Origin of the sequence: Sphingobium cyanobacteriorum (assembly GCF_030580935.1) — a bacterium.
Classification (GTDB): Bacteria; Pseudomonadota; Alphaproteobacteria; order Sphingomonadales; family Sphingomonadaceae; genus Sphingobium; species Sphingobium cyanobacteriorum.
Window position 1 is genome coordinate 221331 of sequence record NZ_JAUQOM010000005.1, and the last position, 25229, is coordinate 246559.

The 25229-nt window shown below is 65.3% G+C and carries 23 protein-coding genes; 10 read left to right on the forward strand and 13 right to left on the reverse strand.

Going from position 1 to position 25229, the window contains the following annotated elements:
• Nucleotides 1–24: 24 nt before the first annotated feature.
• The 3 genes from Q4610_RS12405 to Q4610_RS12415 all read right to left on the reverse strand — a co-directional run bounded on the left by Q4610_RS12405 (nucleotide 25) and on the right by Q4610_RS12415 (nucleotide 2634).
• Complete coding sequence (locus tag Q4610_RS12405; RefSeq protein ID WP_304536259.1) at nucleotides 25–960, reverse strand: 2-hydroxyacid dehydrogenase; 936 nt, start codon at nucleotides 958–960, stop codon at nucleotides 25–27.
• Nucleotides 961–964: 4 nt separating this feature from the next.
• Nucleotides 965–2290: a cystathionine gamma-synthase family protein gene (locus Q4610_RS12410; protein WP_304536260.1), complete on the reverse strand. Its 1326-nt coding sequence runs from the start codon at nucleotides 2288–2290 to the stop codon at nucleotides 965–967.
• 146 nt (nucleotides 2291–2436) lie between these two features.
• Entirely contained in the window at nucleotides 2437–2634 is a 198-nt protein-coding gene (locus Q4610_RS12415) for a hypothetical protein (RefSeq protein WP_304536261.1), read from the reverse strand.
• A gap of 158 nt (nucleotides 2635–2792) precedes the next feature.
• On the opposite strand from Q4610_RS12415, the gene Q4610_RS12420 reads away from it, so the two are divergent.
• Nucleotides 2793–5204: a ligase-associated DNA damage response DEXH box helicase gene (locus Q4610_RS12420; protein WP_304536262.1), complete on the forward strand. Its 2412-nt coding sequence runs from the start codon at nucleotides 2793–2795 to the stop codon at nucleotides 5202–5204.
• Nucleotides 5205–5244: 40 nt separating this feature from the next.
• Here the strand turns inward: Q4610_RS12420 and Q4610_RS12425 are convergent, their stop codons facing one another.
• From Q4610_RS12425 to gyrB, 3 genes are read right to left on the reverse strand one after another with little or no spacing between them, the layout of a single operon-like run.
• Nucleotides 5245–5781, reverse strand: a complete 537-nt coding sequence (locus Q4610_RS12425) for a COG3650 family protein (RefSeq protein ID WP_304536263.1) — start codon at nucleotides 5779–5781, stop codon at nucleotides 5245–5247.
• Entirely contained in the window at nucleotides 5778–6338 is a 561-nt protein-coding gene (locus Q4610_RS12430; RefSeq protein ID WP_304536264.1) for a DNA-3-methyladenine glycosylase I, read from the reverse strand. The genes Q4610_RS12425 and Q4610_RS12430 overlap by 4 nt, the downstream gene beginning before the upstream one ends.
• A 4-nt stretch (nucleotides 6339–6342) precedes the next feature.
• The gene (gyrB, locus tag Q4610_RS12435; RefSeq protein ID WP_304536265.1) at nucleotides 6343–8844 is read right to left on the reverse strand and encodes a DNA topoisomerase (ATP-hydrolyzing) subunit B; all 2502 of its coding nucleotides are present in this window, start codon (nucleotides 8842–8844) and stop codon (nucleotides 6343–6345) included.
• Nucleotides 8845–8966: 122 nt separating this feature from the next.
• Here gyrB and Q4610_RS12440 point away from each other — a divergent pair, with 122 nt between their 5' ends.
• On the forward strand, nucleotides 8967–9440 hold the full coding sequence (locus tag Q4610_RS12440; RefSeq protein ID WP_304536266.1) for a hypothetical protein: 474 nt from the start codon (nucleotides 8967–8969) through the stop codon (nucleotides 9438–9440).
• A 12-nt stretch (nucleotides 9441–9452) separates the two neighbouring features.
• Here Q4610_RS12440 and yczE read toward each other — a convergent pair whose 3' ends face one another.
• Nucleotides 9453–10055, reverse strand: coding sequence for a membrane protein YczE (yczE, locus tag Q4610_RS12445; protein ID WP_304536267.1), 603 nt, complete (start codon nucleotides 10053–10055; stop codon nucleotides 9453–9455).
• Nucleotides 10056–10146: 91 nt separating this feature from the next.
• Between yczE and yczR the strand changes: the two genes are divergently transcribed.
• Nucleotides 10147–11610, forward strand: a complete 1464-nt coding sequence (yczR, locus tag Q4610_RS12450; protein ID WP_304536268.1) for a MocR-like transcription factor YczR — start codon at nucleotides 10147–10149, stop codon at nucleotides 11608–11610.
• A 102-nt stretch (nucleotides 11611–11712) separates the two neighbouring features.
• Here yczR and ppa read toward each other — a convergent pair whose 3' ends face one another.
• On the reverse strand, nucleotides 11713–12255 hold the full coding sequence (ppa, locus tag Q4610_RS12455; RefSeq protein ID WP_304536269.1) for an inorganic diphosphatase: 543 nt from the start codon (nucleotides 12253–12255) through the stop codon (nucleotides 11713–11715).
• Nucleotides 12256–12290: 35 nt separating this feature from the next.
• A complete protein-coding gene (locus tag Q4610_RS12460; RefSeq protein WP_304536270.1) occupies nucleotides 12291–14210 on the reverse strand; it encodes a M61 family metallopeptidase in 1920 nt (639 codons plus the stop codon).
• A 143-nt stretch (nucleotides 14211–14353) separates the two neighbouring features.
• Between Q4610_RS12460 and hisS the strand changes: the two genes are divergently transcribed.
• From hisS to Q4610_RS12490, 6 genes are all read left to right on the forward strand, one after another.
• Nucleotides 14354–15703: a histidine--tRNA ligase gene (gene hisS / locus Q4610_RS12465; protein WP_304536271.1), complete on the forward strand. Its 1350-nt coding sequence runs from the start codon at nucleotides 14354–14356 to the stop codon at nucleotides 15701–15703.
• On the forward strand, nucleotides 15703–16788 hold the full coding sequence (gene prfA, locus Q4610_RS12470) for a peptide chain release factor 1 (RefSeq protein ID WP_304536272.1): 1086 nt from the start codon (nucleotides 15703–15705) through the stop codon (nucleotides 16786–16788). Before hisS ends, prfA begins: the two co-directional genes overlap by 1 nt.
• Nucleotides 16785–17636 (forward strand): peptide chain release factor N(5)-glutamine methyltransferase, encoded by an 852-nt coding sequence (gene prmC / locus Q4610_RS12475; protein ID WP_304536273.1) that lies wholly within the window; start codon nucleotides 16785–16787, stop codon nucleotides 17634–17636. The genes prfA and prmC overlap by 4 nt, the downstream gene beginning before the upstream one ends.
• Before the next feature lie 312 nt (nucleotides 17637–17948).
• Complete coding sequence (locus Q4610_RS12480; protein WP_304536274.1) at nucleotides 17949–18899, forward strand: DUF4167 domain-containing protein; 951 nt, start codon at nucleotides 17949–17951, stop codon at nucleotides 18897–18899.
• A gap of 118 nt (nucleotides 18900–19017) precedes the next feature.
• Entirely contained in the window at nucleotides 19018–20436 is a 1419-nt protein-coding gene (locus Q4610_RS12485) for a DUF4139 domain-containing protein (RefSeq protein WP_304536275.1), read from the forward strand.
• Between the two features lie 110 nt (nucleotides 20437–20546).
• Nucleotides 20547–22106 (forward strand): DUF4139 domain-containing protein, encoded by a 1560-nt coding sequence (locus Q4610_RS12490; protein WP_304536276.1) that lies wholly within the window; start codon nucleotides 20547–20549, stop codon nucleotides 22104–22106.
• Here the strand turns inward: Q4610_RS12490 and Q4610_RS12495 are convergent.
• Together Q4610_RS12495 and Q4610_RS12500 are read right to left on the reverse strand one after the other, a co-directional pair.
• The gene (locus Q4610_RS12495; RefSeq protein ID WP_304536277.1) at nucleotides 22076–22450 is read right to left on the reverse strand and encodes an acyl-CoA thioesterase; all 375 of its coding nucleotides are present in this window, start codon (nucleotides 22448–22450) and stop codon (nucleotides 22076–22078) included. The genes Q4610_RS12490 and Q4610_RS12495 overlap by 31 nt on opposite strands.
• A 20-nt stretch (nucleotides 22451–22470) precedes the next feature.
• Entirely contained in the window at nucleotides 22471–22770 is a 300-nt protein-coding gene (locus Q4610_RS12500; RefSeq protein WP_304536278.1) for a hypothetical protein, read from the reverse strand.
• A 72-nt stretch (nucleotides 22771–22842) separates the two neighbouring features.
• Between Q4610_RS12500 and Q4610_RS12505 the strand changes: the two genes are divergently transcribed.
• The gene (locus Q4610_RS12505; protein WP_304536279.1) at nucleotides 22843–23271 is read left to right on the forward strand and encodes a CBS domain-containing protein; all 429 of its coding nucleotides are present in this window, start codon (nucleotides 22843–22845) and stop codon (nucleotides 23269–23271) included.
• Nucleotides 23272–23290: 19 nt separating this feature from the next.
• On the opposite strand, the gene Q4610_RS12510 is transcribed toward Q4610_RS12505, so the two are convergent.
• Together Q4610_RS12510 and Q4610_RS12515 are read right to left on the reverse strand one after the other, a co-directional pair.
• Nucleotides 23291–24778 (reverse strand): lipopolysaccharide biosynthesis protein, encoded by a 1488-nt coding sequence (locus Q4610_RS12510; protein WP_304536280.1) that lies wholly within the window; start codon nucleotides 24776–24778, stop codon nucleotides 23291–23293.
• A gap of 155 nt (nucleotides 24779–24933) precedes the next feature.
• Nucleotides 24934–25229 (reverse strand): hypothetical protein (locus tag Q4610_RS12515; protein ID WP_304536281.1); only part of this gene is annotated, 296 nt, incomplete at its 5' end.

Sequence of the window (25229 nt, forward strand, 5' to 3'; positions counted from 1 at the left end):
CGCATCAGCGCGCACGCATCCATCCTATGCCAGCTCCGGCACCGGCGATGGCAGTGGTGCGCCGCTGAAATGTGCCTGCAAATTGGCCTGCAACATCGCCGCCATGCGACCCACCGCTTCCTCGGTCGCGCCGCCGGTATGGGGCGTCAGCACGCAATTGGGCACATCGGCCCAGCGCGCCGGATCGGTCGGTTCGGGATCGAACACGTCGATTGCCGCGCCGCCCAGACGCCCGGCCTTGAGCGCGTCGATCAGCGCGGCCTCGTCCACCAACTGGCCGCGCGCGACATTGACCAGCAATCCGTCCGGTCCCAGCGCGTCGATGATCGCGGCAGATATCATGCCCCGATTCGCCTCGTTCGCGCGGCAAGCCACCAGCAATATGTCACTGTCCCGCGCCAGGGCCGCCAGCGACTCCGCGCGTGGCCAGTGCAATCCCGGCTTCTCGCGCGGTCCCCACCAGCCGATCGGCATCTTCATCACTGCTGCCCGTTCGGCGATGGCGATGCCGATCGCGCCCATCCCGACGATGCCCAGCCGCGCACTGGCCATCGACCGGGTCCGCGTCTTGGCCTCGATCGTCCAGCCGCCGCCCCGCAGATGACGGTCGCCCCCCACGATCCAGCGCTGGTGTGCGATCATCAGGCCGATCGCATGGTCGGCGACATCCTCCGCATTGGCCGCGCCGCCATGGGCGACGGCGATGCCGCGCGCGCGGGCCAGCGCCAGGTCGACGCCATCATAGCCCACCGTGAAGCAGGCGATGAGCGTCAGCCGCGGCATCGCGTCCATCAACGCGCGCTCCAGCGGAAACTCGCCCGCCCATATCAGCGCGTCGACGGCCGCCAGTGCATCCGGGCCTGGCCCGTCCCACAGGGCGATGACGTCATGATCCACGCGCAGCAGCGGCAGCAGCGGGGCCAGCAATGGCTGGCCCACCAACAAGAGGGGACGCGCCATGGCTTTAGCCGATCTGCCGCAGCGCCTGAGCGAAATCAGCGATCAGATCGTCGGCATCCTCGCACCCGATCGAGATGCGGACCATATTGTCGCCAATCCCCAGAGCGTTCTTGCGCTCGGCCGGCACCGACAAGTGGGTCATGGCGGCAGGATGGCTGGCCAGCGTCTCGGTCCCGCCCAGGCTGACCGCGAGCTTGGCGATCTTGAGCGCATCAAGGAAGGCGAACGCTTCCGCCTCGCCCCCTTTCAGATAGAGCGAAAAGGTCGATCCCGCGCCGCTACAGTGGCGGCGGTAGATATCCGCCTGCCGCTCGGTTTCGGGGAAGCCGAGATAGACGATCTTTTCGACCTGTGGCTGGTCTTTGAGCCAGGTGCAGACCTTCTGCGCATTCTCGCCCGCCCGGCTCATCCGCAATTCCAGCGTCTCCAGCGACCGCAGCAGCATCCAGGCGCTATGCGGATCAAGGATCGTGCCGATCGTGTTGCGCATCAGCCTTATGGTGGTGATCAGCGCATTGGACCCCAGCACCCCGCCCGCGACCAGATCGCTATGGCCGCCAGCATATTTGGTCAGGCTGTAGATGACCAGGTCTGCGCCATGGGCCAGCGGCTTGAGCCACAATGGTCCCAGAAAGGTGTTGTCGATCGCGATCGGCGGAACGTGCGCCTCACCGGTGAACAGCAAGTCGCGCTGCGCAACCACGGCCTCCACATCGACCAGCACATTGGTCGGATTGGCCGGACTTTCCAGATAGAGCATGGCGACGCGGCCCAGCCCTTTGGCCTTTTCGATTACCGCACCAATCTCTTGTGCGCTCGCGCCGGCGGGGAAATCGAGCCATTGCACCCCGAACTTGCCCAATATCCGGCCGATTAGCGATTCGGTCGCAGCATAGAGCGGCGCGCTATGGACGATCACATCCCCCGGTTGCACCAGCGCCAGCAATGTGGTGGCGATCGCCGACATGCCGCTGGAAAAAAGCAGCGCGTCCTCCGCCTCCTCCCACACCGACAAGCGATCCTCGCAAATTTCCTGATTGGGACCGTTGAACCGGGAATAGACCAGCCCTTCAGACCCGCCGGGGCGGATGCCGGTCACACCTTCGAAATGGCGTTTGCCCGCCGCTGCACTTTCAAAGGCAAAGGTAGAGGTCAGGAAAATCGGCGGCTTGAGTGATCCTTCGGACAGGGTCGGATCATAGCCATGGCCCATCATCAAGGTGGCGGGCTTGAGCTTGCGGCCGTCAATCTCCATGATCGGAGCCTTGGGGCGGCGGCGATTGCCAGGGACTTCCACCCCTGTCAGCTCGGCTTCGGTTTCGCCGGTCATATCGTTTCTCCTGCTCGGTGCGGCGGCGTCTGGTGCGCCGCTGTCATGGGCGGGAGTGTAACGCAGGGCGGCAGCGAAGAGCCAGAGGGGCATGTAAGATTATTTCATGCCGCTATATGATTATTCTGCGGCTTCGGTGATGCGCTTCAGGCAACCAAACCCTCCTCTACTTCGACCTCGACCGGCGCCTGGTCCTGCCCGCCCAAATCATGCGACATGCAAAAGCGGCCGACATTCAATGTCTCGGCATAAAATGCCCACCATTGGGTCCAAAAGACAGCAGGCATGAACCAAAAGTCGAAAAAGACGTCGGGCATCGGCTGGGTGCTGATTGTCTGGGTCATGGCGATTCTCCATGCGCTGGGCCGCGCGGCGACTATACGCCTGATCCCTTACGGGGTTGCGCGGGTTCTGAACGAAGATGCACCGGTCTATCATGGCTGCAAGGTCATGGCAAAGCGCAGACCGTGACAGCGACGCTCCGGCTCCCTACATCGTCCCTATGCCCGCTTGCCTTCCCACTCTGATCGAAAGCTGGTTCGCGGCACGAGGCTGGCGGGCCCGGCGGCATCAGATAGATATGCTGGCGGCGGCAAAACGTGGCGAACATGCGCTGCTCGTCGCGCCAACCGGCGCGGGCAAGACGCTGGCGGGGTTCCTGCCGACGCTGGCCGACCTGATCGACCATCCGACCGATCGGCTGCACACCCTCTATGTCTCGCCCCTGAAGGCGCTGGCGGTCGATGTCCGCCGCAACCTGCTGACCCCGATCGAGGAAATGGGCCTGCCCATCAGCGTGGAGACGCGCACCGGCGATACCCCGTCCGATCGCAAGGCGCGGCAGCGGGTGCGCCCGCCGCAGATATTGCTGACCACGCCCGAATCGCTGTCGCTGCTCTTGAGCTATCCCGACGCCGCCCTGCTCTTTTCGGACCTTCGGACCGTGATCGTCGATGAAGTTCACGCCTTCGCCACGCAGAAGCGCGGCGACCTGCTCAACCTGTCGATGGCGCGGTTGCAGGCGATCAACCCCGCGCTGCGCCGGGTGGCCCTGTCCGCGACCGTCGCCGATGTCGATGCCTATCGCGCCTGGCTCGCGCCCGATGGCGATATCGACACGGTAACGCCGGTGCTGGGCGAAGCCGGCGCGGCGCCGAACGTCGCCATCCTCATTCCCGAAGGCCGCGTCCCCTGGTCCGGCCATTCGGGCAAATATGCCGCGAAACAGGTCATGGCGGAGATCGAGGCGCGACAGACCACGCTCGTTTTCTGCAACACGCGGGGCCTGGCCGAACTCATCTTCCAGGAACTCTGGTCCGTCAATGACGCCAATCTGCCGATCGCCATCCACCATGGCAGCCTGTCGATCGAGGCGCGGCGCAAGGTGGAATCGGCGATGGCGGCGGGCAAGCTGCGCGCGCTGGTGGCGACCGCCTCGCTCGACCTGGGTGTCGACTGGGGCAATGTCGATTGCGTGATCCAGATGGGGGCGCCCAAGGGCAGCTCGCGCCTGCTCCAGCGCATCGGCCGCGCCAATCACCGGCTCGACATGGCGAGCGAGGCGATCCTGATCCCCGGCAACCGCTTCGAATATCTGGAGGCGCGGGCGGCGCTGGACGCGGTCGAGGCGGGGGAGCGCGACGCCGACGATTTCCGCCCCGGCAGCCTGGACGTGCTGGCCCAGCATGTCATGGGACTGGCCTGCGCCGGGCCGTTCCGGGCGGAGGAACTGCTGGAAGAGGTCCGGTCCGCCACCCCCTATAGCGGGCTGAGCGCCGAAGCGTTCGACCATGTCCTGCACTTCATCGAAGGCGGCGGCTACGCCCTGCGCGCCTATGATCGGTTCAAGCGGCTGACCCAGGACACGGACGGACGCTGGCGCGTGTCGCATCCCCGCTTCATCCAGCAGCATCGCCTGAACGCCGGCATCATCGTCGACCAGCCTGCGCTCGCCGTCCGTTTCGCCAATGGCCGCAAGCTCGGCACGGTGGAGGAAGGCTTTGCCGCGCAATTGCGCCCCGGCGACAGTTTCTTCTTTTCCGGCATGGCGCTGGAGGTGGTGCGGATGGACACGTCCGACCTGACCGTGCGGGCCACGTCGAAACAGGCGCGCATTCCCAGTTGGGGCGGCACCCGCATGGCCATGTCGACCCGGCTGGCCGACCGGGTGCGGCATTTCCTGGCCGAACCGGGGGAATGGCACCGCTTCCCCGCCGATGTGCGCGAATGGCTGGAGATGCAGAAGTTGCGCTCCGCCCTGCCCCGGCCGGGCCAGCTCCTGATCGAAACCTTCCCGCATGAAGGCCGCCATTATCTCGTCTGCTACAGTTTCGAAGGCTGGAACGCGCACCAGTCGCTGGGGATGCTGCTCACCCGCCGGATGGAGAGCCAGGGGCTGATGCCGCTGGGTTTCGTGTCCAACGATTATGCGCTGGCGGTCTATGGCGTGAAGCCTGTCACCGATCCGCACAGCCTCTTTTCCGCCGATATTCTCGACCATGAATTTGTCGACTGGGTCGAACAGTCAAGCCTGCTCAAGCGCGCCTTCCGCGACGTGGCAGTCATTTCCGGCCTGATCGAGCGGCAGCATCCCGGCAAGCGCAAGACCGGGCGGCAGGTCACATTCTCCACCGACCTCATCTACGACGTGCTGCGCAAATATCAGCCCGATCATCTGCTGCTGAAAGCCGCTTGGGCCGATGCGCGGGCGCGTATGACCGATGTGGGGCGGCTGGGCGACCTGATCGATCGCGCCGCGACGACGATGCTGCATGTGACGCTCGACCGGGTCAGCCCGCTCGCCGTCCCGGTGCTGATCCTGATCGGGCGCGAACATGTCGCGCAGACCGCTGCCGAGGACGCGCTGCTGATGGAGGCCGAAGCGCTGGTGGCGGAGGCGATGCGCGCCGATTAGAGCGCGATGACGGAGCGGGTAAACCTCATGGCATCCGACTCTAGTAAACGGGACCAGCGCCGTTATCGCGTGTCCCGCCACAGCCTTTCAGCGTGCCTTCCCCGAAAGCGATCGCAACCCGATCGGACCAGACAGCGTCGCTCATCCCGTCGCTGCACGGTCCCTGTGTCAGGGTCATGGTGAACCCGTCGCCCGTATAGCGGATGGCTGTGTCGTCACTGTCCTTGTCGGTGATGACGAAACGCAAGGACGCGGTGCCCGGTCGTTCCAGTGTCGCGGTCGATCCGCGCATGGTCACTGCCCAGAATGGTTCGGTGCCGATCGCGCGATAGTCGGGCGCGCGATCGCCGGGGGACGGCTTTGGATGCGCCGATGTTTCACGTGAAACCAAGGGCTTGGACGGAACCGCCACGGACCGCGAAACGCTTTCTCCCGGTTCGATGCTGTTTCCCGCCCGGTTGTCGATCGGCGGTGCCACCGTTTCGCTGGACGCAGGCTCAGCCTGATTGGCAACCGGGGCCTTATCCCCGCCGCATCCGCCGGCCAGCAACGCCAGCAGGAGCAACGCCCGCTTCATCCCCGCAGCGCTTCCCGGCGGAAGCAATGCGCGGCATGATCGTTCACCATGCCGGTTGCCTGCATCCAGGCATAAACGATTGTCGGCCCGACAAATTTGAACCCGCGCGCCTTCAAATCCTTCGAGATCGCCGCCGACAGCGCGGTTTGCGCCGGCACCGTGACGCCGTCGCCCTGCAACGGCACGCCATCGACGAAGGACCAGCAATAAGCGGCGAAATCCTCGCCCTTCTCGCGCATCGCGCAGAAGAGGCGCGCGCCTGCGATGGTCGCAACGATCTTCGCCCGCGCCCGGACGATGCCGGGGTCGCCCATCAGCCGCTCGACATCCGCATCGGTGAAGGCAGCCACGCGGTCGGGATCGAACCCGGCAAAGGCGGCGCGAAACGCCTCGCGCTTGCGCAAGATGGTGATCCAGGACAGGCCCGCCTGAAACCCCTCCAGCATCAGCATTTCCCACAGCATCCGCGAATCGCGCTCCGGCACGCCCCATTCCGCGTCATGATAGGCGCAATAAAGCGGGTCGGTCCCGGCCCAACCGCAACGGACCCGCTCCATCGGATTACACGTCCAGATTGGCGACGTTCAGCGCATTGTCCTGGATGAACTCGCGCCGCGGCTCGACCACATCGCCCATCAGGCGGGTGAAGATTTCGTCGGCCACGTCCGCCTGCTCCACCTCGACCCGCAGCATCGAGCGATTGTCCGGGTCCAGCGTGGTTTCCCAAAGCTGTTCCGCGTTCATTTCGCCCAGCCCCTTGTAGCGCTGGATCGCCAGCCCCTTGCGCCCGGCGGCCAGAATCGCTTCCAGCAATTCGCTGGGCCGGGTGACGGGCGCGCCCTTGGTTGGCACCGGGGGCAGGTCGTCGTCCTGCGCCTCGGCGGCCAGCGCCTTGACCGTGATCAGCCGGCTGGGGGTCAGGTAGCTGCCCGCATCCTCTGCCGCGATCATGTGCAGCTTGCGTGCTTCGGCCGATCCGATGAAGCCGCCCTCGATCACATGATGATCGGTCACGCCGCGCCACAGCCGCTGGAAATGGAAGCCGCCCTCTTCGGCGACGCTGCCGGTCCAGCGCCCTTCGGCATCCTGTGCGCCCATCCAGGCGACGGTCGCGGCCAGCCGCTGCGCCTGCGTGGCCATGTCCAGTTCGGGATCGAGCGCGCCATTGAGGCTGAGCGCCTCGATGATTGCGGGATTATAGCGGCGCGGCACATAGCGCATTACCGCGCGCATCCGCCGTGCATGTTCGATCAGGCTGCGCAGATCCTCGCCGGTGCGCGGTCCCTTGCCGGTTTCCAGCGCCATCGATTCGACGCCGTTGTCGACCAGATATTGCTCCAGCGCGGCTTCGTTCTTGAGGTAAACTTCGGACCGGCCCCGTGTCGCCTTATAGAGTGGCGGCTGGGCGATATAGAGATGGCCGCCCTCGATAATGGCGGGCATCTGCCGATAGAAGAAGGTCAGCAGCAGCGTGCGGATATGCGCGCCGTCGACATCCGCGTCGGTCATGATGACGATCTTGTGGTAACGCAGCTTCTCGATGTTGAAATCGTCGCGGATGCCGGTGCCCATCGCCTGGATCAGCGTGCCGACCTCCTTGGAGGACAGCATCTTGTCGAAACGCGCGCGCTCGACGTTCAAAATCTTGCCTTTCAAGGGCAGGATCGCCTGATTGTGCCGGTTGCGGCCCTGCTTGGCCGAACCGCCCGCCGAATCGCCTTCGACCAGGAACAGTTCGGACTTGGCAGGGTCGCGCTCCTGGCAGTCGGCCAGCTTGCCGGGGAGGGAGGCGATGTCGAGCACGCCCTTGCGCCGGGTCAGTTCGCGCGCCTTCTTGGCCGCTTCACGGGCGGCGGCGGCGTCGATCACCTTCTGGACGATCATCTTGCCATGGGCCGGATTTTCTTCCAGCCACTCGGCCATCTTGTCGGCCATCAGGCTTTCAAGCGGCTGGCGCACTTCGGACGACACCAGCTTGTCCTTGGTCTGGGACGAAAATTTGGGATCGGGCAGCTTGACCGACACGATGGCGGTCAGGCCCTCGCGCATGTCCTCGCCGGTCAGCGACACTTTTTCCTTCTTCAGCGCGCCGGACTTTTCCGCATAATTGTTGAGCGTGCGGGTCAGCGCCGCGCGGAACGCGGCCAGATGGGTGCCGCCGTCGCGCTGCGGAATGTTGTTCGTGAAACACAGCACATTTTCATAATAGCTGTCGTTCCATTCCAGTGCGACATCGATAGTCACATCGTCGCGGGTGCCCGAAATCGCGATCGGCTCCGGCATCATCGCCGTCTTGTTGCGGTCGAGATATTTTACGAACGCGGCGATTCCGCCTTCGTAGAACAGTTCGATCTCCTTCTTTTCCTCATGCCGCGCATCGACCAGGAACAGGCGCACGCCGCTGTTGAGGAAAGCCAGCTCGCGATAGCGATGTTCCAGCTTCTCGAAATCATATTCGGTGTGGTTCTTGAAGGTCGCGCCGTCGCCCGGCGTCTTTTCCATGCTGGCCAGGAAGGTGACACGCGTTCCCTTCTTGCCCTCTGGCGCGTCGCCGATCACCTTGAGCGGCGCGGTCGCATCGCCAAAGGCGAAGCGCATATAATGTTCCTTGCCGTCGCGCCAGATGTTGAGGTCGAGCCATTCGGACAGCGCGTTCACCACGGACACGCCCACGCCGTGCAGGCCGCCCGACACCTTATAGGCATTGTCGTCGCTGGTATTCTCGAACTTCCCGCCCGCGTGAAGCTGGGTCATGATGACCTCGGCCGCCGACACGCCTTCTTCGGTATGGATGCCGGTCGGGATGCCGCGACCATTATCCTCGACGCTGACCGAACCGTCGGGGTTCAGCGTGATGACGATCTTGTCGCAATGGCCGGCCAGCGCCTCGTCGATGGCGTTGTCGCTGACCTCGAACACCATGTGGTGCAGGCCCGATCCATCGTCGGTGTCGCCGATATACATGCCGGGGCGCTTGCGCACGGCGTCGAGGCCCTTGAGCACCTTGATGCTGTCTGCGCCATATTCGTTGCTGTTGGGGGTGTTGACGGGTTCTTCGCTCATGGCGAGCATATAGGGAAAGCGCCCGCGAAACTAAAGCGAAACATGGCGGCTTCCGCCGGGGGGCAGGGCGGTCTATCACGGCCTTCATGCGCCCGATATTGCCCCCGAAATGCCTGTCCCTGATGATGCTGCCTTTGATGGCGCTGTCGGGCTGTTCGAAAAGCAATGACGTGCTGGAAGAATTGCCCAACAGCTCTCTTGCCGGCGCACCGCGCGAGGATGTCAGTGAAACCCGGCTGGATTCCGCTATCGTCCGGCCGGTGACGATCGGCGAGGACGGGCCGCAACTCGACGCCTGCGGCAGTCTGGGACAGGTGATGCGCGTGGGACCAAAGGGGTTGGCGGTGCGCGCCGCGCCCTTTGCCGAGGCGAAGGCGCTGGCGACGCTGGCGGAGGGCGAGCGTGCCTTCATCTGTACCCGCAGCTTCGACCAGAAATGGCTGGGCGTGGTCGTTCCGCCTGCCCTGGCGGGCGAAAATGCCAGTGAAGCTGCTGATTGCGGCGTCGCGTCTCCCGTCGAACGCAAGCAGGCTTATGATGGCCCCTGCGTCAGTGGCTGGGTGGCGAACGCCTCTGTCCGGTTGATCGCGGGGTAGCGAGGCCCAGGGTCAGGCCGACGCCGGCCGCTCGATTTCAGCGATGCGGAAGAACGGCAGGGCATGATGGACGATCCAGCCGATCGTCGCGGCATAGAGGATTGTGCCCACCTCCACCGTGCCGCCCAGCAGCCAGCCGATCGCCAGCACGCCGATCTCTATTCCCGTCCGCACCCATTTGACCGGCATGTCCGTCCGGCGGCACAGCCCGGTCATCAGGCCGTCGCGCGGTCCCGGCCCCAGCCCCGCGCCGATATAGGCGCCCCCGGCAATGCCGTTGAGGATGATCCCGGCCCCCAGCCAGGCCGCGCGCATCGCATAGCCTTCCGGCATGGGCAGGATCATCAGCGACAGGTCCACCGCCGTCCCGATCATGATGATGTTGGCGACCGTGCCGATTCCCGGCCATTGGCGCAGCGGCCACCATGCCAGCAGCACGACCGCGCCGATCGCATTGACGGTCATGCCAAAGCTCAGCCCCATGCGCGGGGCAAGCCCCTGATGCAGCACGTCCCAGGGGTCCAGCCCCAGATTGGCGCGCAGCATCAGCGCCATGGCGAAACCATAGAGGCACAGGCCCCAGGACAGTTGAAACAGGCGGCGATATAGCATCATGGGCAGGCTTCTTCTCCACAATTGGCCTTTTCCAAAAGGACCAGTCTGGCATAAATGGCCTTTCATCACTGGCCAGACCGGAATGAAGCCCATGTCCACTTCGCTGCTCCGCCCCCCGTCCCTCCTGCGCCTGCTGGGCGCGTGGCGCGCGCAGGACAGCGCCGAACCGGCCTATCGCCAGCTTGCGCAGGCGCTGCGGATGCTGGTGCTGGATGGCCGGGTCGGCCTCAATGTCCGCCTGCCGGGCGAGCGCGAACTGGCCGCCGCGCTGGGCCTGTCGCGCACGACCGTCGCTGCCGCCTTCGACCGGCTGCGCGATGAAGGCTTTCTGGAAAGCCGCCAGGGATCGGGCAGCGTCACCCGCCTGCCCCCCGGCCGGATCGAAGCGCCGCAGGGAGAGATCGACACGGCGAGCGGCGGCAACCTGCTCAACTGGACCCATGCCGCCCTGCCCGCCGCGCCCGGCGTCGCGCGTGCCTATGCCCATGCGGTGGAGGCGCTGCCGGCCTATCTGGGCGACCTTGGCTATGATCCGCTTGGCCTGATGGTGCTGCGCCGGGCGATCGCGGCGCAGTTCGACCGGCGCGGCTGCCCCACCTCGCCCGACCAGATCATGGTGACGAACGGGGCGCAGCAGGGCTTTTCGCTGCTGCTGCAATGGCTGGCCGGGCCGGGCGACCGGGCGGTGATCGACCACCCGACCTATCATAACGCCATCCAGGCGTTGCAGCGCGCCCATGTCGTGCCGGTGCCGGTCGGCCTGCCGCGCCAGGGGTGGGACATTGATGCGATGGAGGCGGCGTTCCGCCAGACCGCGCCGCGTTTCGCCTATGTCATCGCCGATTTTCACAATCCCACCGGGCGCAGCATGGATCCTGCCACCCGCTGCGCACTGGTGGCGGCGGCCACGCGCAGCCATACCCCGCTGATCATCGACGAAACGATGGTGGCGATGGGCCTCGACTTCGCGCCACCGCCGCCGGTGGCGATGCACGATCCGTCGGGGCGGCAGGTCATCACGATGGGATCGGCCAGCAAGATCTTCTGGGGCGGCTTGCGCGTCGGCTGGATTCGCGCCGACGCGCAGACGATCGCCGCGCTGGGGCGCCTGCGCACGACGATGGACATGGCCAGCCCGGTGATCGAGCAGATCGCCGTCGGGCAACTGATCGATGCCGATGTCGGCCTTGGCGAACGGGCCGGCCTGTTGCGGGACCGGCGCGATCATCTGACGGGCCTGATCGAACAGCGCCTTCCGCACTGGCGTGTCGAATCGCCGGCCGGCGGCCTGTCGCTCTGGGCCGAACTGCCCCGCGCCGAAGCAACGGCGCTGGCCGCGCTGGCCGAAAGCCTGGGGGTGCGCGTCGCCGCCGGGCCGCGCTTCGGCGTCGGCGGCGCGTTCGAGCGTTTCCTGCGCCTGCCCTTCACGCTGGACACGGCACAACTGGAGGCCGGGGTGGATCGGCTGGTCGAAGCCGATGCGCGGCTCCATGCCCGCCTGCCCAAGGGCCGCGATTCGCTGGCCATGGCGCTGGACGCGGACCGATTGATTTGAATGTCCCATGTTCCCGCCTTCGCGGGAGCGCGGAACATGGATGACGAAAAAGGCCGGATGGATTGCTCCACCCGGCCTTTTTCGTTCCAACCGAAACCGGCCTTATGCCGCCTTCTTGCTCGCCTTGTAGCGTTCGATCGCTTCCAGCGTGATCTGCCGGGCGTCGTCAGCCCCGCCCCAGGTGCCGATCCGCACCCATTTGGTCTTTTCCAGGTCCTTGTAATGGGTGAAGAAATGCTCGATCTGCTCCATCACGATGCCGGGCAGGTCGTCCTTTTCACCCACGTCCGAATAATAAGGGAAGGTCTTGTTGTCGGGCACGCAGACCAGCTTCTCGTCGCCGCCGGCTTCGTCTTCCAGGTTGAGCACCGCGATCGGCCGCGCGCGCACCACCGATCCGGGGACGAAGGGCGACCGGGCGATCACCAGCGCGTCGAGCGGATCGCCATCGGGCGACAGGGTATGCGGCACGAAGCCGTAATTGGCCGGATAACGCATCGGCGTGTGCAGGATGCGGTCCACGAACAGCGCGCCCGAAGCCTTGTCGAATTCATATTTCACCGGCTCGCCGCCGACCGGCACTTCGATGATGACGTTCAGGCTGTTGGGTGGATCGTCGCCGACCGGGATCAGTTCGATGTTCATGGAAACGCCTTTTGCTACAGTTGTCTTATGGGTGATTATGTTCTCGGTTTGAGCAGTCGATCGAGACTGCCTTCACCCTCTCCTGTCTTTTCGAGGCGCGGATAGCGCAGCCCGCCCGAATAATCGAGTGTCAAAGTGCGATAGTATTTATCCTGCTTTAGGATGATCTGGATCGGCGTCTTTGCGCTGATCGCCGCTTTCCACACATCGCCCGAAAATTCGTCGCCATTGACCGCCAGGATCCTGGACCCGACCGCCAGCCCGGCCTTGAACGCCGCGCTGTCCCAGGTGACGCCGCTGATCTCGCCGTCATTCTTGACGATCGCGCCGATGCCGAAACTCTGGTCGACCATCTTGTTGGCGCCTTCGCTCGCCTTGGTGATGGCATTGGGCGTGTCGCCATAGACCAGCTTGTAGCCGCCCAGAATGAAGCCGCCCTTGGGCGTTTCGCGGGTGGGCGAATCGACATATTTCTGGAAGAAACCCGCCCAGTCATAGGGCGCGATATCGTTCAGCGTCCTGATGACGTCGCCCCGATTATAGACGACCTGCCCCCAGTCGCCCGGATTGATGCCGAAAAAGGTCTTGGCGAAATCGTCGAGGCCCTTCTTGCCCCGCGTTGCCCTGGCGATGATCGCGTCGGCCTCCAGCCAGATCATCAGCCCTTCGTTGTAATAATCCTCCGACCGCTGCCAGCTCGCCCAGCCCTTGGGGCGGCGGGCCGAAATGATGGGGTCATGGGTGGTGTCCTCCATCGGACGCCATTGCCGTCCGACCGCCGTGTCCAGTTTGGCCGCGATCTGGGCATAGGCGTCCAGCGTTTCGGCCTTGGAGAACATCCCCGACCGCGCGCCCAGCACATAGCCCCAGAATTGCGTCTGGCCTTCATACACCCACAGCAGATTATCCTGCATCGGCACGTTGAAATCGGGCGTCCAGAGCAGGTCGGGGCGGCGGAACTTGCCGTCCCAGCTATGGGTGAATTCATGCGGCAACAGGTTGCGGTCCAGCAGCGCATCGCCCGAATCCCATTTCTTGAAATAGCCCGGCTCGACCTGATTTTCCGAACTGCGATGATGTTCCAGGCCGATCCCGCCCATCTCGTCGGTGATGGCCAGCAGAAAATCATAATGGTTGAAATGCCAGGCGCCGAACAGCGCGCCCGCTTCGGCGACCAGCTTCCTGTGTTTGGCGATCTGATCGGGCTTGAACTCCAGTTCGTCGGCATCGTCGGCGACGATGTTGAGCGTCACGTTGCTGCCCAGGTCCACCGGCTTGAAATAGCGGCCGGCGAACACCGGCGAATCCTGCAACGCTTCATAGTCGATCGTTTCATAGGCAACGACATTGCCCGTTTTCGTGCCGCGCAGCGCGGTCGCGGCCTGCCAGCCGGCGGGATAGGTGACGGTCGGCTGGATCGGGATCTGCCGCGTATAATAGCCCGCCGGATAGAGCGACACGCTTTCCCACTGGATATTCAGCATCTTGGGCGTCACCACGACGCGGCCCTGATTGCCGGCGGTCGCCGACAGGAACTGGAACTGCGCCACCACCTGCGTCGCGCCCTGCGGCACGTCGATCTGGAAGGCATAGACGTTCAGCGGATCGCGCTTCCACGCGACCGGCTGGCCATTGGCGGTGAAGGTCAGGCCCGTGAGCTTCTCGATCGCCCCGCGCGGCGCATGATTGCCCGGCAGCCATTGCGGCATCATCAGCGTCAATGGCCCTGCGGCGGCGACGGGGATCGTCTCCTTCACGCGGAAGATGCGCTGGCTGGTGTCGGTCGCATCGACCTCCAGGCGGATCGTGCCGCCGGGATAGGGGGTGTCCTTTGGTACAGGTACGGCGGTGTCGACGGGCAGCGCGGTCGGCTTGGACCGGATGGCGTCCTGCGCGAAAAGCGGGCTGGCAATCGCCGTGGAAAGGCAGAAGGCGGCAGCAAGGCTGCGGATCATGGATGTCTCCAGAAAGATGGGTGGGACCGTCCGGCCCGATTACCCCTTAGCATGGCGAGGCTGTGGCGCGTCGTCCACCCCTGATGGACGGCTGTAAAAAGCGCGTTTCCATGGGGATGAATTGCGGCTAAAGGCGCTGCCCCATGGCAAAGATCGAAACGCCGCGCCCGGTGCGCGGCACGCAGGACATGTTGGGCGGCACGGCGGAGGCGTTTGCGGAACGCTTTGCCCATGTGGTCGCGACCTTCGACCGGGTCCGCAAACTCTACGGTTTCCAGCGGGTCGAAGTGCCGGTGTTCGAATCCACCGCCGTATTCGCCCGCTCGCTGGGCGAAAGCACCGATGTCGTCTCGAAGGAGATGTACACGTTCCAGGATCGCGGCGGCGACAGCATCACCCTGCGCCCCGAATTCACCGCCGGAATCAGCCGCGCCTATATCACCGAAGGCTGGCAGCAATATGCGCCGCTGAAAGTCGCGACCCACGGGCCTTTGTTCCGCTACGAGAGGCCCCAAAAGGGCCGCTTCCGCCAGTTCCACCAGCTCGACGCCGAAATCATCGGCGCGGCCGAACCGGGCGCGGACGTGGAACTGCTGGTCATGGCCGACCAGTTGCTCAGGGAACTGGGCGTGTCGGACGGCGTGACGCTGACCCTCAACACGCTGGGCGACGGGCCGAGCCGCGACGCCTGGCGCGCGGCGCTGATCGCCCATTTCGAAGCGCACAGGGACCAGTTATCGGAAGATAGCGTCGAACGCCTCGCCAAGAACCCGCTGCGCATCCTCGACAGCAAAGACCCGCGCGACCGCCCGGTCGCCGACAGCGCGCCGGATATCGACGCCTACCTCACCGACGAAGCGCGCAGCTTCTTCGAGAAGGTGACGGCGGGGCTGGATGCCGCAGGGGTGGCCTGGGAACGCAACGCCCGGCTGGTCCGCGGCCTCGATTATTATCGCCACACCGCGTTCGAATTCGTGACCGACCGGCTGGGCGCGCAGGGCACGGTGCTGGGCGGCGGGCGTTACGATGGCCTGATCGAGAATCTGGGTGGCCCCGCGACCCCGGCGGTCGGCTGGGCGGCCGGGATCGAGCGGCTGGCGATGCTGGTGGATGCGCCGGAGGTTTATCGACCAACCATTGCGATTGTCATTGAGGACGATGCGCTCTCAAATTTCGGAATATGGCTGACGGCGGAACTCCGGCGCCGCAGTCTAAGCTGTGAGTTGGTGGCAGTCGGTGCACCTCGAAAGCGCTTCGATAAAGCTAGAAAGCTCAAGCCAGAATTGATTATGACGTTTGATCGGAACGTCGTTGCTGAGACACAGCTAGCCAATATGCGCTTGCGATTTCCTAACGGACAATCAGTGGATTTTGGCTCAACCCTGCAAATTATCGAGCGAGTGTTCGTGGATACGGATTATGCCGTTTTCGATAATATCGCCGATATTGTGGATGGCGGTGAAGCCAAAGTGTTTGGGCCAGATCGCAACTAATGCACATTTCCGCCGAACGCATCGCGCAGATCGAGGCGCGCCGGGATGAGGTGCAGGCGTCGATGACGCGCGCCGATCTGCCCGCCGATGCGTTCGTCAAACTGTCCAAGGAATATGCCGAGATCGAGCCGGTCGCCAACGCCGCGCGCGAACTGCGCCGCTTGCGGCAGGAACTGGCCGCGCTGGAAACGATGACCGGGGGCGAGGAAGCCGATCCCCTGATGCGCGAAATGGCGCAGGAGGAAATGCAACTGCTCAAGAGCCAGTTGCCTGCCGCCGAGCGCGCACTCGCGCTGCAATTGCTTCCCCGCGACGCCGCCGATGCGCGCCCGGCGATGCTGGAAATCCGCGCCGGCACCGGCGGCGATGAAGCGGCGCTGTTCGCCGGCGACCTGTTCCGCATGTATCAGCGCTATGCCGACAGCCAGGGCTGGAAGCTGGAGATGCTGTCCGCCAACGCCTCCGAACAGGGCGGGTTCAAGGAAGTCGTCGCCAGCGTCAACGGCGCGGGTGTCTTCGCGAAGCTCAAGTTCGAGAGCGGCGTCCACCGAGTCCAGCGCGTTCCCGCGACCGAAAGCGGCGGGCGCATCCACACCAGCGCGGCCACCGTCGCGATCCTGCCCGAACCGGAGGAGGTGGACGTGCAGATCGCCGATTCCGACCTCAAGATCGACATCTACCGCGCCAGCGGTGCCGGCGGCCAGCATGTCAACACCACCGATTCGGCCGTCCGCATCACCCATCTGCCCAGCGGGCTTGTCGTCATCCAGCAGGACGAACGCTCCCAGCACAAGAACAAGGCGAAGGCGTTGCAGGTGCTGCGCGCCCGCCTCTACGAAGCCGAGCGCGAGCGCGCCCACAGCGAACAGGCCGGCGCGCGCAAGGCGATGGTCGGTTCGGGCGACCGCTCCGAACGCATCCGCACCTATAATTTCCCGCAGGGCCGCGTCACCGACCACCGTATCAACCTGACCCTGCACCGCCTGCCCGAAATCCTGGAAGGACCGGGCCTGGCCGAAATCATCGACGCCCTGATCGCCGAAGATGAAGCCGCACGGCTGGCGCAACTGGACGGGGTGGCTTGACCGCCACTCTTCCCCCGTCATCGGATGCGGGCGTTGGCGACACCCTGCGTGCTGCAACTGTCCGCCTCGCTGTCACCAGCGACACCGCGCGGCTGGACGCCGAATTGCTGATGGCCCATGCGCTGGGCCTGTCGCGCGCCGACATGCTGCTGCGCCAGCGCGATCTGCCGCCGCCCGCAGGTTTCGCGGCCTTGCTCGACCGGCGCCTGTCGGGCGAGCCGATCGCGCATATCCTGGGCACGCGCGATTTCTGGACGATCAGCCTGCGCGTCACGCCCGACACGCTGATCCCCCGACCTGACAGCGAAACCCTGATCGAGGCGGCGGTCGATCATTTCCGCGCGGCCCCGCCCGCCACCCTGCTCGACCTTGGCACTGGGTCGGGCGCTCTGCTGCTGGCGGCGCTCAGCCAGTGGCCGCAGGCGCGCGGGGTCGGCATCGATGCTTCCCCCGCCGCACTCGCCGTGGCGCGGGACAATGCGGCGCGGCTTGGCCTTGCGCCGCGCGCCGACTTTCGCCTTGGCGACTGGGCCGCCGGGGTCGCCGGCCCGTTCGATCTGCTGCTCGTCAACCCGCCCTATATCGGCGTGGACGAGCCATTGTCGGGCGATGTGCTGCGCGATCCGCCCGGCGCGCTGTTCGCCGGGGCGGACGGCCTGGACGACTATCGCCGCATCGCCCCCGACCTGCCCCGCCTGATCGCGCCCGGTGGCATGGCCGCGATCGAGATCGGCCATGCGCAACGCGACAGCGTTTCCGCCCTGCTGGCGGCGCAGGGGCTGGCGGTCACGGCCCGGCAAGACCTGGCCGGGCATGACCGCTGCCTGATCGCGACTCATCCACGGTAAACAACAGCCGATTTCCCGCCGGGAAAGCGAAAATTGCTTGGTTTATCGCGCGAAAGCCATTACATCAGCCATAGAGACGGCTTCCTTTTATGATCTGGTCGCACAGATTATTGATAGAAAAGGCCGTTTTCTCAGCTCCTGAAAGTCATGACGGCGCTCGCTGCGCAGGCGCCGGTGGCAGTTGAGGTGATGGTCCCAGGCAAGGGCCATGCCTGGCGGAGCCGTATCCGGTCCGGTGTACGGGCCCTTTGGGGATGGCGACTGAACGGTGTTTTCAGTGAATTTTGGCATAGCGAACGCAAGGATCATGTCTTGATCAACAACCGGCAGGCCGGCCGCCGCAATCGCGGCCGGAACAATAATAATGGGCGTCCCAACGGCAACAACAATCGGGGCGGCGGCGACAATGGCAACCGCATCGACAACCGCGCGCGCGGCAACGCGACCCAGCTTCTTGAGAAATACAGGAACATGGCGCGCGATGCCCAGATGGTGGGCGACCGGGTGAATGCCGAATATTATTTGCAGTTCGCAGACCATTATTTCCGCGTACTGGCCGACAATCGCGCCCGGCAGGAGGAGCAGCAGCCCCGGCCACGCAACCGGGACGAAAATTTCGACCAGGATGGGGAGGATTTCGACGGCGGCTATGATGGCGGTGACGACTTCCGCGGCGACCAGTCCGCTTATGATCGCACCCCGCGCGAGCAGGAGCGCCGCCCGGAGGAAGGCCGCGACAATCGCGACCTGCGCGGCGAAAGCCGCAACGATAATCGCGATGCACGGGCCGAAGGTCGTGCCGAGCTTCGCGAACCGCGCAGCGACAATCGCGAACCGCGCGGCGAAGGCCGCAGCGACCGCGACATGCGTGGAGGCAATCGCGATCTGCGCGACGGCGCCAACAACCCGCGCCGCGATCGTCCCCGCCGCGACCGTTTCGTTTCCCAGGAACTGGGAGTAGAGGGGCCGGCCGGCACGCCGGCCGAGGACCGTGCGCCCGCGCCCCAGCGGCCCGCGCCCCAGCATGAAGTGCAGCCCCAGCCGGTCGTGCAGGCCGCGCCCGAAGCGGAAGCGGAAACGCCCCGTCCGCGTCGTGGCCGCCCGCGCAAGGCTGCCCCGGTCGAAGCCGCCGAAAGTTTCGATGTCGCCGTGCTGCCGCCCTCCATCGCGCGCGCCGACAATGACGCTGAACCGGCGGCCGACGAAGCGCCCAAGAAGCGCACCCGTCGCCCCCGCGCAACGACGACCGAAGCCGCTGAATAAGCGCTTTGCATGACAGGCAAAAAGGGGTGGCGCGCCATGCGCCGCCCCTTTTTTCATGCCCGCTTTCCAAGCCCGCCGCGATCCGGCACAAGGTTGGCAAATCGCTGGAGAGTTGCCGATGAAAGCCGCGCGCCTGCTGCCCCTGCTGCTGACCGCCCTGCCCCTTGCGGCGCAGGCGCAGACCCAAAGCGCCACCGACCCGACCGGCGCGACCGCGCAGGGCGACGTTGCCGTCACCATCTACAATAACGGCCAGTCGCTGGTGCAGGACGACCGCGCCCTGGCGGTGACGCAGGGCCGCAACCGCATCGAATTTCCCGATGTGTCGGCCCGCATCCGGCCCGAAACCGTCAATCTTTCCGGTCCCGGCTTCACCATCGTCGAACAGAATTTCGACTATGATCTCCTCTCCCCCGACAAGCTGATGGACAAGGCGGTCGGGCAGGAGGTGACGTTGCTGCGCACCAATCCCGCCACCGGCGCCGAAACCCGCGAGCGCGCGAAGATATTGGCGGCCAATGGCGGCATCGTGCTCCAGATCGGCGCGCGGATAGAGGTGCTGCGCGACGACGGCCTGCCGGTGCGGGTGATCTTCGACCAGGTGCCGCCCAATCTGCGCGCGCGCCCGACCCTGTCGGTCATGGTCGATTCGGCGCGCGGCGGCACGGTGCCCGCGCGCCTTTCCTACCTGACCCCCAATCTGGGCTGGACCGCCGATTATGTCGCGTCGTTCGATGCGGCCAGGGGCGCCATGGACATGCAGGGCTGGGTCACGCTCACCAACGATACGGGCACGACCTTCACCAATGCCCGGACGATCCTGGTCGCGGGCAATCCCGCCAATGGCGGCGGCCGCACCAACTGGTGGCAGGCGTCGGGCGGCGCGGGGAGCGGCGCGATCGACCAGGCCGGGACGGAAAGCGGCCCGCGTGAACGGCTGGGCGACTATTGTCTCTACCCCCTGCCGCAGCGTACCACGATCGCCAATGCCCAGCAGAAGCAGGTCAGCTTCCTCGACGTGAAGGGCGCGCCTGCCCGCGCCACCTATGAATATGTCAATGGCTGGCTCGGCAGTTCGGCCGAACCGGTCAGCGCGGCGAGCGTGCTCAAATTCTCGACCAGCAAACAGGGCGGGCTGGGCGATCAGCTCCCCGCCGGCACGATCCGCGTCTATATGCGTGACGCGCGCGGCGACCCCCAGTTCATCGGCGAAAACAGCATCGACCATACGCCCATGGGGTCTTCCATGGCGCTGCGCACTGGCGACGCCTTCGACGTGAAGGTTCGCCCGACCGTGGAGCAGCGCACGAAAAAGGGCGGTTCGCGCTGGGAAACCCGGATGCGCTATACCCTCACCAACGCCCGGCCTGAAGCCGTGACCATCGACCTTGCCCAGCAGGGCCTGTGGGGCGACACCCGTGTCAGCGCGCAGAGCCTGGAGGGCAGGCGCGTCTCCGCCGACCGGATCGAATGGAGCGTGCCGGTGCCCGCGAACGGCACGGTCGATCTCGACGTCACCTTCGATTCGCGTTACTGAAGCGGGTCGCGATGCGGCTTTTGCACGATCAAACCCATGTTCCCGCGAAGGCGGGAACCCGGTTTCAACGTCCGATCTGGATTCCCGCCTTCGCGGGAACACGGTATTTTTTGGCGCTGTTGTTATGGTCGCTGGCCGTCCCGGCGCAGGCGGACACCATCGTCTCTGCAAAGGCTGAATCGGTCGCCGTCACCATCTATCGCCAGCCCGGCCGGGCCAAGGGCGCGATCGATCGCAACTGGCCGGGCGGCTATGCGCTCATCACCGAACGCCGCACCGTCGATCTGCCACAGGGCGAATCGACCGTCCGGTTCGAGGGGGTGGCCGAAGGGCTGATGCCCGAAACGGCGATATTGTCGGGGATGCCGCGCGGGGTTCGCGAAAAGAATCGCGACGCGCGCCTCCTTTCCCCCGCGGGCCTGGTCGACGCCTATCTCAAGCGCAGCGTCACCCTGCGCCGCACCGACCGCAAGACCGGCAAGCGGATCGATCAGGACGCGATCATCAGCGCCGGCCCGACCGGCGGCGTCATCGTCCAGACCGCGCAGGGCTATGAGGCGCTGGGGTGCAGCGGCCTGCCCGAACGGATGCTCTATCCGCGCGCGCCCGCTGACCTGTCGCCCCGCCCGACCCTGTCGGTGATCGCCAGCAGCGACCGCCCGACCCGCGCCACCTTGCAACTCACCTATCTGGCTGAAGGATTCGACTGGGCCGCCAATTATGTCGCGGACATGGGCCAAGACGGCGGCACGCTCGACCTCATGGCCTGGCTGACGGTTGCCAATGGCGGCGTCACCGGCTTCCCCGACGCGCGCCTGTCGGTGATCGCGGGCCAGCCCAACAAGCAGGCGCGCCGGCCGCAACCCCGCCCCACCGGCGGTCCGCTGCGCCTGCAATGCTGGCCGATGGACATCACCAGCACCCATCCCAACTGGGCGCTCTTCCCGGTGGAGATGCCTGCGCCGCCCGTGATGGAGATGGCTGGCGGTGAGGACATCATCGTCTCGGCGCAGCGCGTCACCGGACGGGTGATGATGGCCGCCCCTGCCCCGCCGCCGCCGCCCCCGCCACCACCGCCGCCCGAAAATGTCGGCGACCTCAAACTCTACCGCGTCCCGGTGCCGGTCGATGTCGCTGCCAATGGCCAGAAACAGGCCGCCTTGCTGCGCCAGCCCGGCGTGAAGGTCGAACGCCTCTATGCCGCGACCGTCTTTGGCCCGTCCGAATCGCAACCGATGACGCTGCGTCTGCGCGTGCAGAATCGGAAGGAAGATGGCCTGGGCCTCGCCATGCCGTCCGGCCGGGTGGCGATTTTCGAAAATGTCGATGGCATGCGCCTGCTCGCGGGGGAAGCCGATATCGGCGACAAGGCGGAGGGGGAGCGGGTCGATTATGATATCGCGGCCAGCGCTGACGTGCGCATCGCCGCCCGCTTCACCGACCAGGCACGCCAGCGCCGCAACTGGACGATCCGCCTCGGCAATGCCCGCCCCTTCCCCATCACCGCCGAAGTCACCATTCCCCATGATATCGATCCGCGCCCGACCGGCATGGAGCGGCGCGGTGACAGTTGGATCTGGCGCGTGACGGTGCCGGCCAACGCCACGGTCGACCATGCCTATAGTGAACGGCTGGGGCGTCAGTCTTGGGGCAGCGGCCGGGGGCGGTGATTCGCATCCAGCGCCACGAATGTATAGACGCCACTGGTCAGTTCTACCTGTTGCTGGTCGATGCCGCGTGTCGCCACCACATCGACCCGGATCGCGATTGAGGTGCGGCCGCGCCGCGCCTCGGTCGCATAGACCGACACGATATCGCCCAGCAGGATGGGCGTGATGAACGCCATGCTTTCGATCGCGACCGTCGCCACCGGCCCTTGCGCGATCCGGTGCGCGACGATGCCGCCGGCAATGTCCATCTGGCTCAGCACCCAGCCGCCGAATATATGGCCATTGGCGTTGATGTCGGTCAGGTGCGGCATCACCCGCAGCACCACCTCGCCCCGTTCAGTCATCCAGCGGCACCTCGCCCCGTTCAGTCATCCAGCGGCACCTCGTCCTTCAATCGGTCCATCACCTGTTCGTCATGCCCGGTCCCGCTCGACAGGAAGGCCAGCGCCATCAGGCCGGTCCCGAGCATGAAGGTCAGCCATACGCCCAATATGGTGGCGATCACCATGTGAATCGGCATGTCGCCCGACCGCCAGTGGAGGAAGAGCAGCGCCAGTCCGACGCAGATCGCGCCGACCAGCGCCATCCACGCCATGATGCGTCGGAACCGGCGCCAGGCGACGGCGGCAATTTGCGGATCATCCAGGGCTTGCTTGTGCGTCATGTCTTTTCATTGGCCCGCGAAAGTGGGATCATCAAGCGCCTGGACCAGCATAAGGCAAAAAGGAGAGCAGCCATGAGCATCGCAGCGATTTTACAGCGCAAGGGGAGCGAGGTCATTCAGGTGCGGTCGACCGACAGCCTGCTCTCGGTCGTAAAATTGCTGGCGGACCAGCGGATCGGTTGCGTGCCGGTGGTGGAGGACGGCCAGGTCGTCGGCATCTTTTCCGAACGCGATCTGGTCAATCGCGTCGCGCTTGATGGCGCGGCGGCGCTGGACCAGAGCGTGGGCACCGTGATGACCGCGCCCGCCATCACCATCGACACCGATACGCCGGTGATGTCCGGCCTCTCGCTGATGACCCGCCGGCGCATCCGCCATCTGCCCGTGGTGGTGGACGGTGCGCTGGTCGGCATGATCTCGATCGGCGATCTCGTCAAATTCCGCATCGACACCATCGAATCGGAAGCCGCCGCCCTGCGCGACTATATCCAGACCGCCTGATTCGCCGGGCACCCCCGGTTCAGGCCACCGCCTGAACCGGGGGTGCCCGGCGAATCACCAGCGCGACCAGTTCCTTCAGCGTGTCGCGCGCGCACAGCAGCAGCGCGCCGAGGAAGGCCAGCCCGCCCACCGGCACCAGCACGCCCAGCCGGACCGGCGCGGCCAGCGGCGGCAGCAGCGCGTCGACCGCCATCACCACCCCTGCCATCAGCAGCGCACAGCCCAGCCCCGGCGCGGCGGCGCGAATCAGGTCGGCGGCGCGCAGCCCCATCGGCCCGCCGGCCAGCCATGCTGTCACCCCGGTCAGGATGGGGAAGGCGATCAGCCATGCCCAGGCCAGGCCGATCGCCCCGAACTGGATGCCGATCAGGAAGGCGGCGGGCATCAGGATCGCGCCGACGCCTGCGACTCGCGCGGTCGTGCCGGGCCGGCCCAGCGCGTTGCTGACCGGCGCGAACATCACCTGCACCGTCATGAACGGCATGGCGAGCGCCAGGATCGCGACGAACGGCGCCATCTCCAGCCATTTCGCGCCGAACAATGTCTCCACCAGCGGCCCCGCCGTCACCGCCATGCCCAGATAGATGGGGCAGGTCAGCAGCAGCAGCAGCTTGACTGCCTTGCAGAAGGACCAGGCGACCCGGCTCAGGTCCGTCTGCATCCGCGCATAGGCGGGAAAGGCGACATCGTTGAGCGGGGGCACGAATTTGCTGACGAAAATCTGGGTCAGGAACAGGGCTTCGGCATACAGGCCCAGTTGATGCGGATCGAGCACCCGGCCGCCGATGAAGATATCGGCCTGGCTCTGCACGATCCAGAACAACTGTCCGCCCAGCAGGGATGCGCCATAGGCGACCATCGCTCCGGTGCCGCGAAAATCGAAGGTCGGGATCGGCCGGAAACCTGTCGCCAGCACATAGCCTGCCGCCTTGACCCAGAATCCGGCGATCGGCGCCCACACCAATGTCCACACCCCCCATCCTGACAGTGCGCCGGTCAGGGCGACGGCGGCCGACGCGGCAGCGGCGATCAGGTTGACCAGCGCCGGCCGTTTGAAATCCAGCGCCCGGCCCATGATGGCTTCGGGCACGGACAGGAAAGGGGTGGACAGGTAGAGCAGCGCCTGCACCCGCAACAGGTCGGCGACCATCGGCTGGTCATAATAGTCCGCCGCCAGCGGCGCGATCGCCAGTTGGAGCAGGGCCAGCGCGCCATTGAGCAGCAACATGATGGTGAAGGCCTGGCGCAGCCGGTGCGGCTCGACCCGGTCGGACTGCACGAGGGCGCTGACCAGCCCATAGCCATTGAGGAAGGTGGCGAAGTTCAGGATCACCTGGGTCATGGCGAACAGGCCATAATCCTGCGGATCGAGCAGGCGGATGACGGCCAGTGTCACTACCCAGCTCATCATCTGCGACACGATCTGGCTGCCCGATCGCCAGAAGATCGCGCTCCTTATCCGTGCGCCGAAACCCGCGTCATTCGCGTCGGCATCCTGCAACCCCATGATCTCGCTCTTCCTGTTTGGCCAGATGGTCGGCCTGTGCGCGTGACTCGGCTCTAGCGCCCAACCCCCAAAAATTTCTGAAATAAAATTGCAAAAAGCATTTGACGGGTCGGAATGCCCTCCATATATGCCGCCTCACCGGACGGAACGACGCCTTAGCGGCGCTGGACCAGACGGTCGCCCAAATAGACGGACGCCATTTTCCCGGCCGACAGGATCGGGGATTTCTGGTTGTCCGGTTTTATTGTCGGTGCGGTTCTTTGACATTGTTGATTGATGAAGGGACATGTGGGCGGCGGCTCCGGTCTGCCACGGCTTTCAGGCGTGGTGTGATCGGTTAAATTCAGGCCGTTCCTTATTGGAGCCTTTCGAGCTTGCTCGGAGGGTTGTCTATATGTCTCAATATATTCCACAAGACTATATTGTGCAGGAATGGCTCCTGGAAATGAGC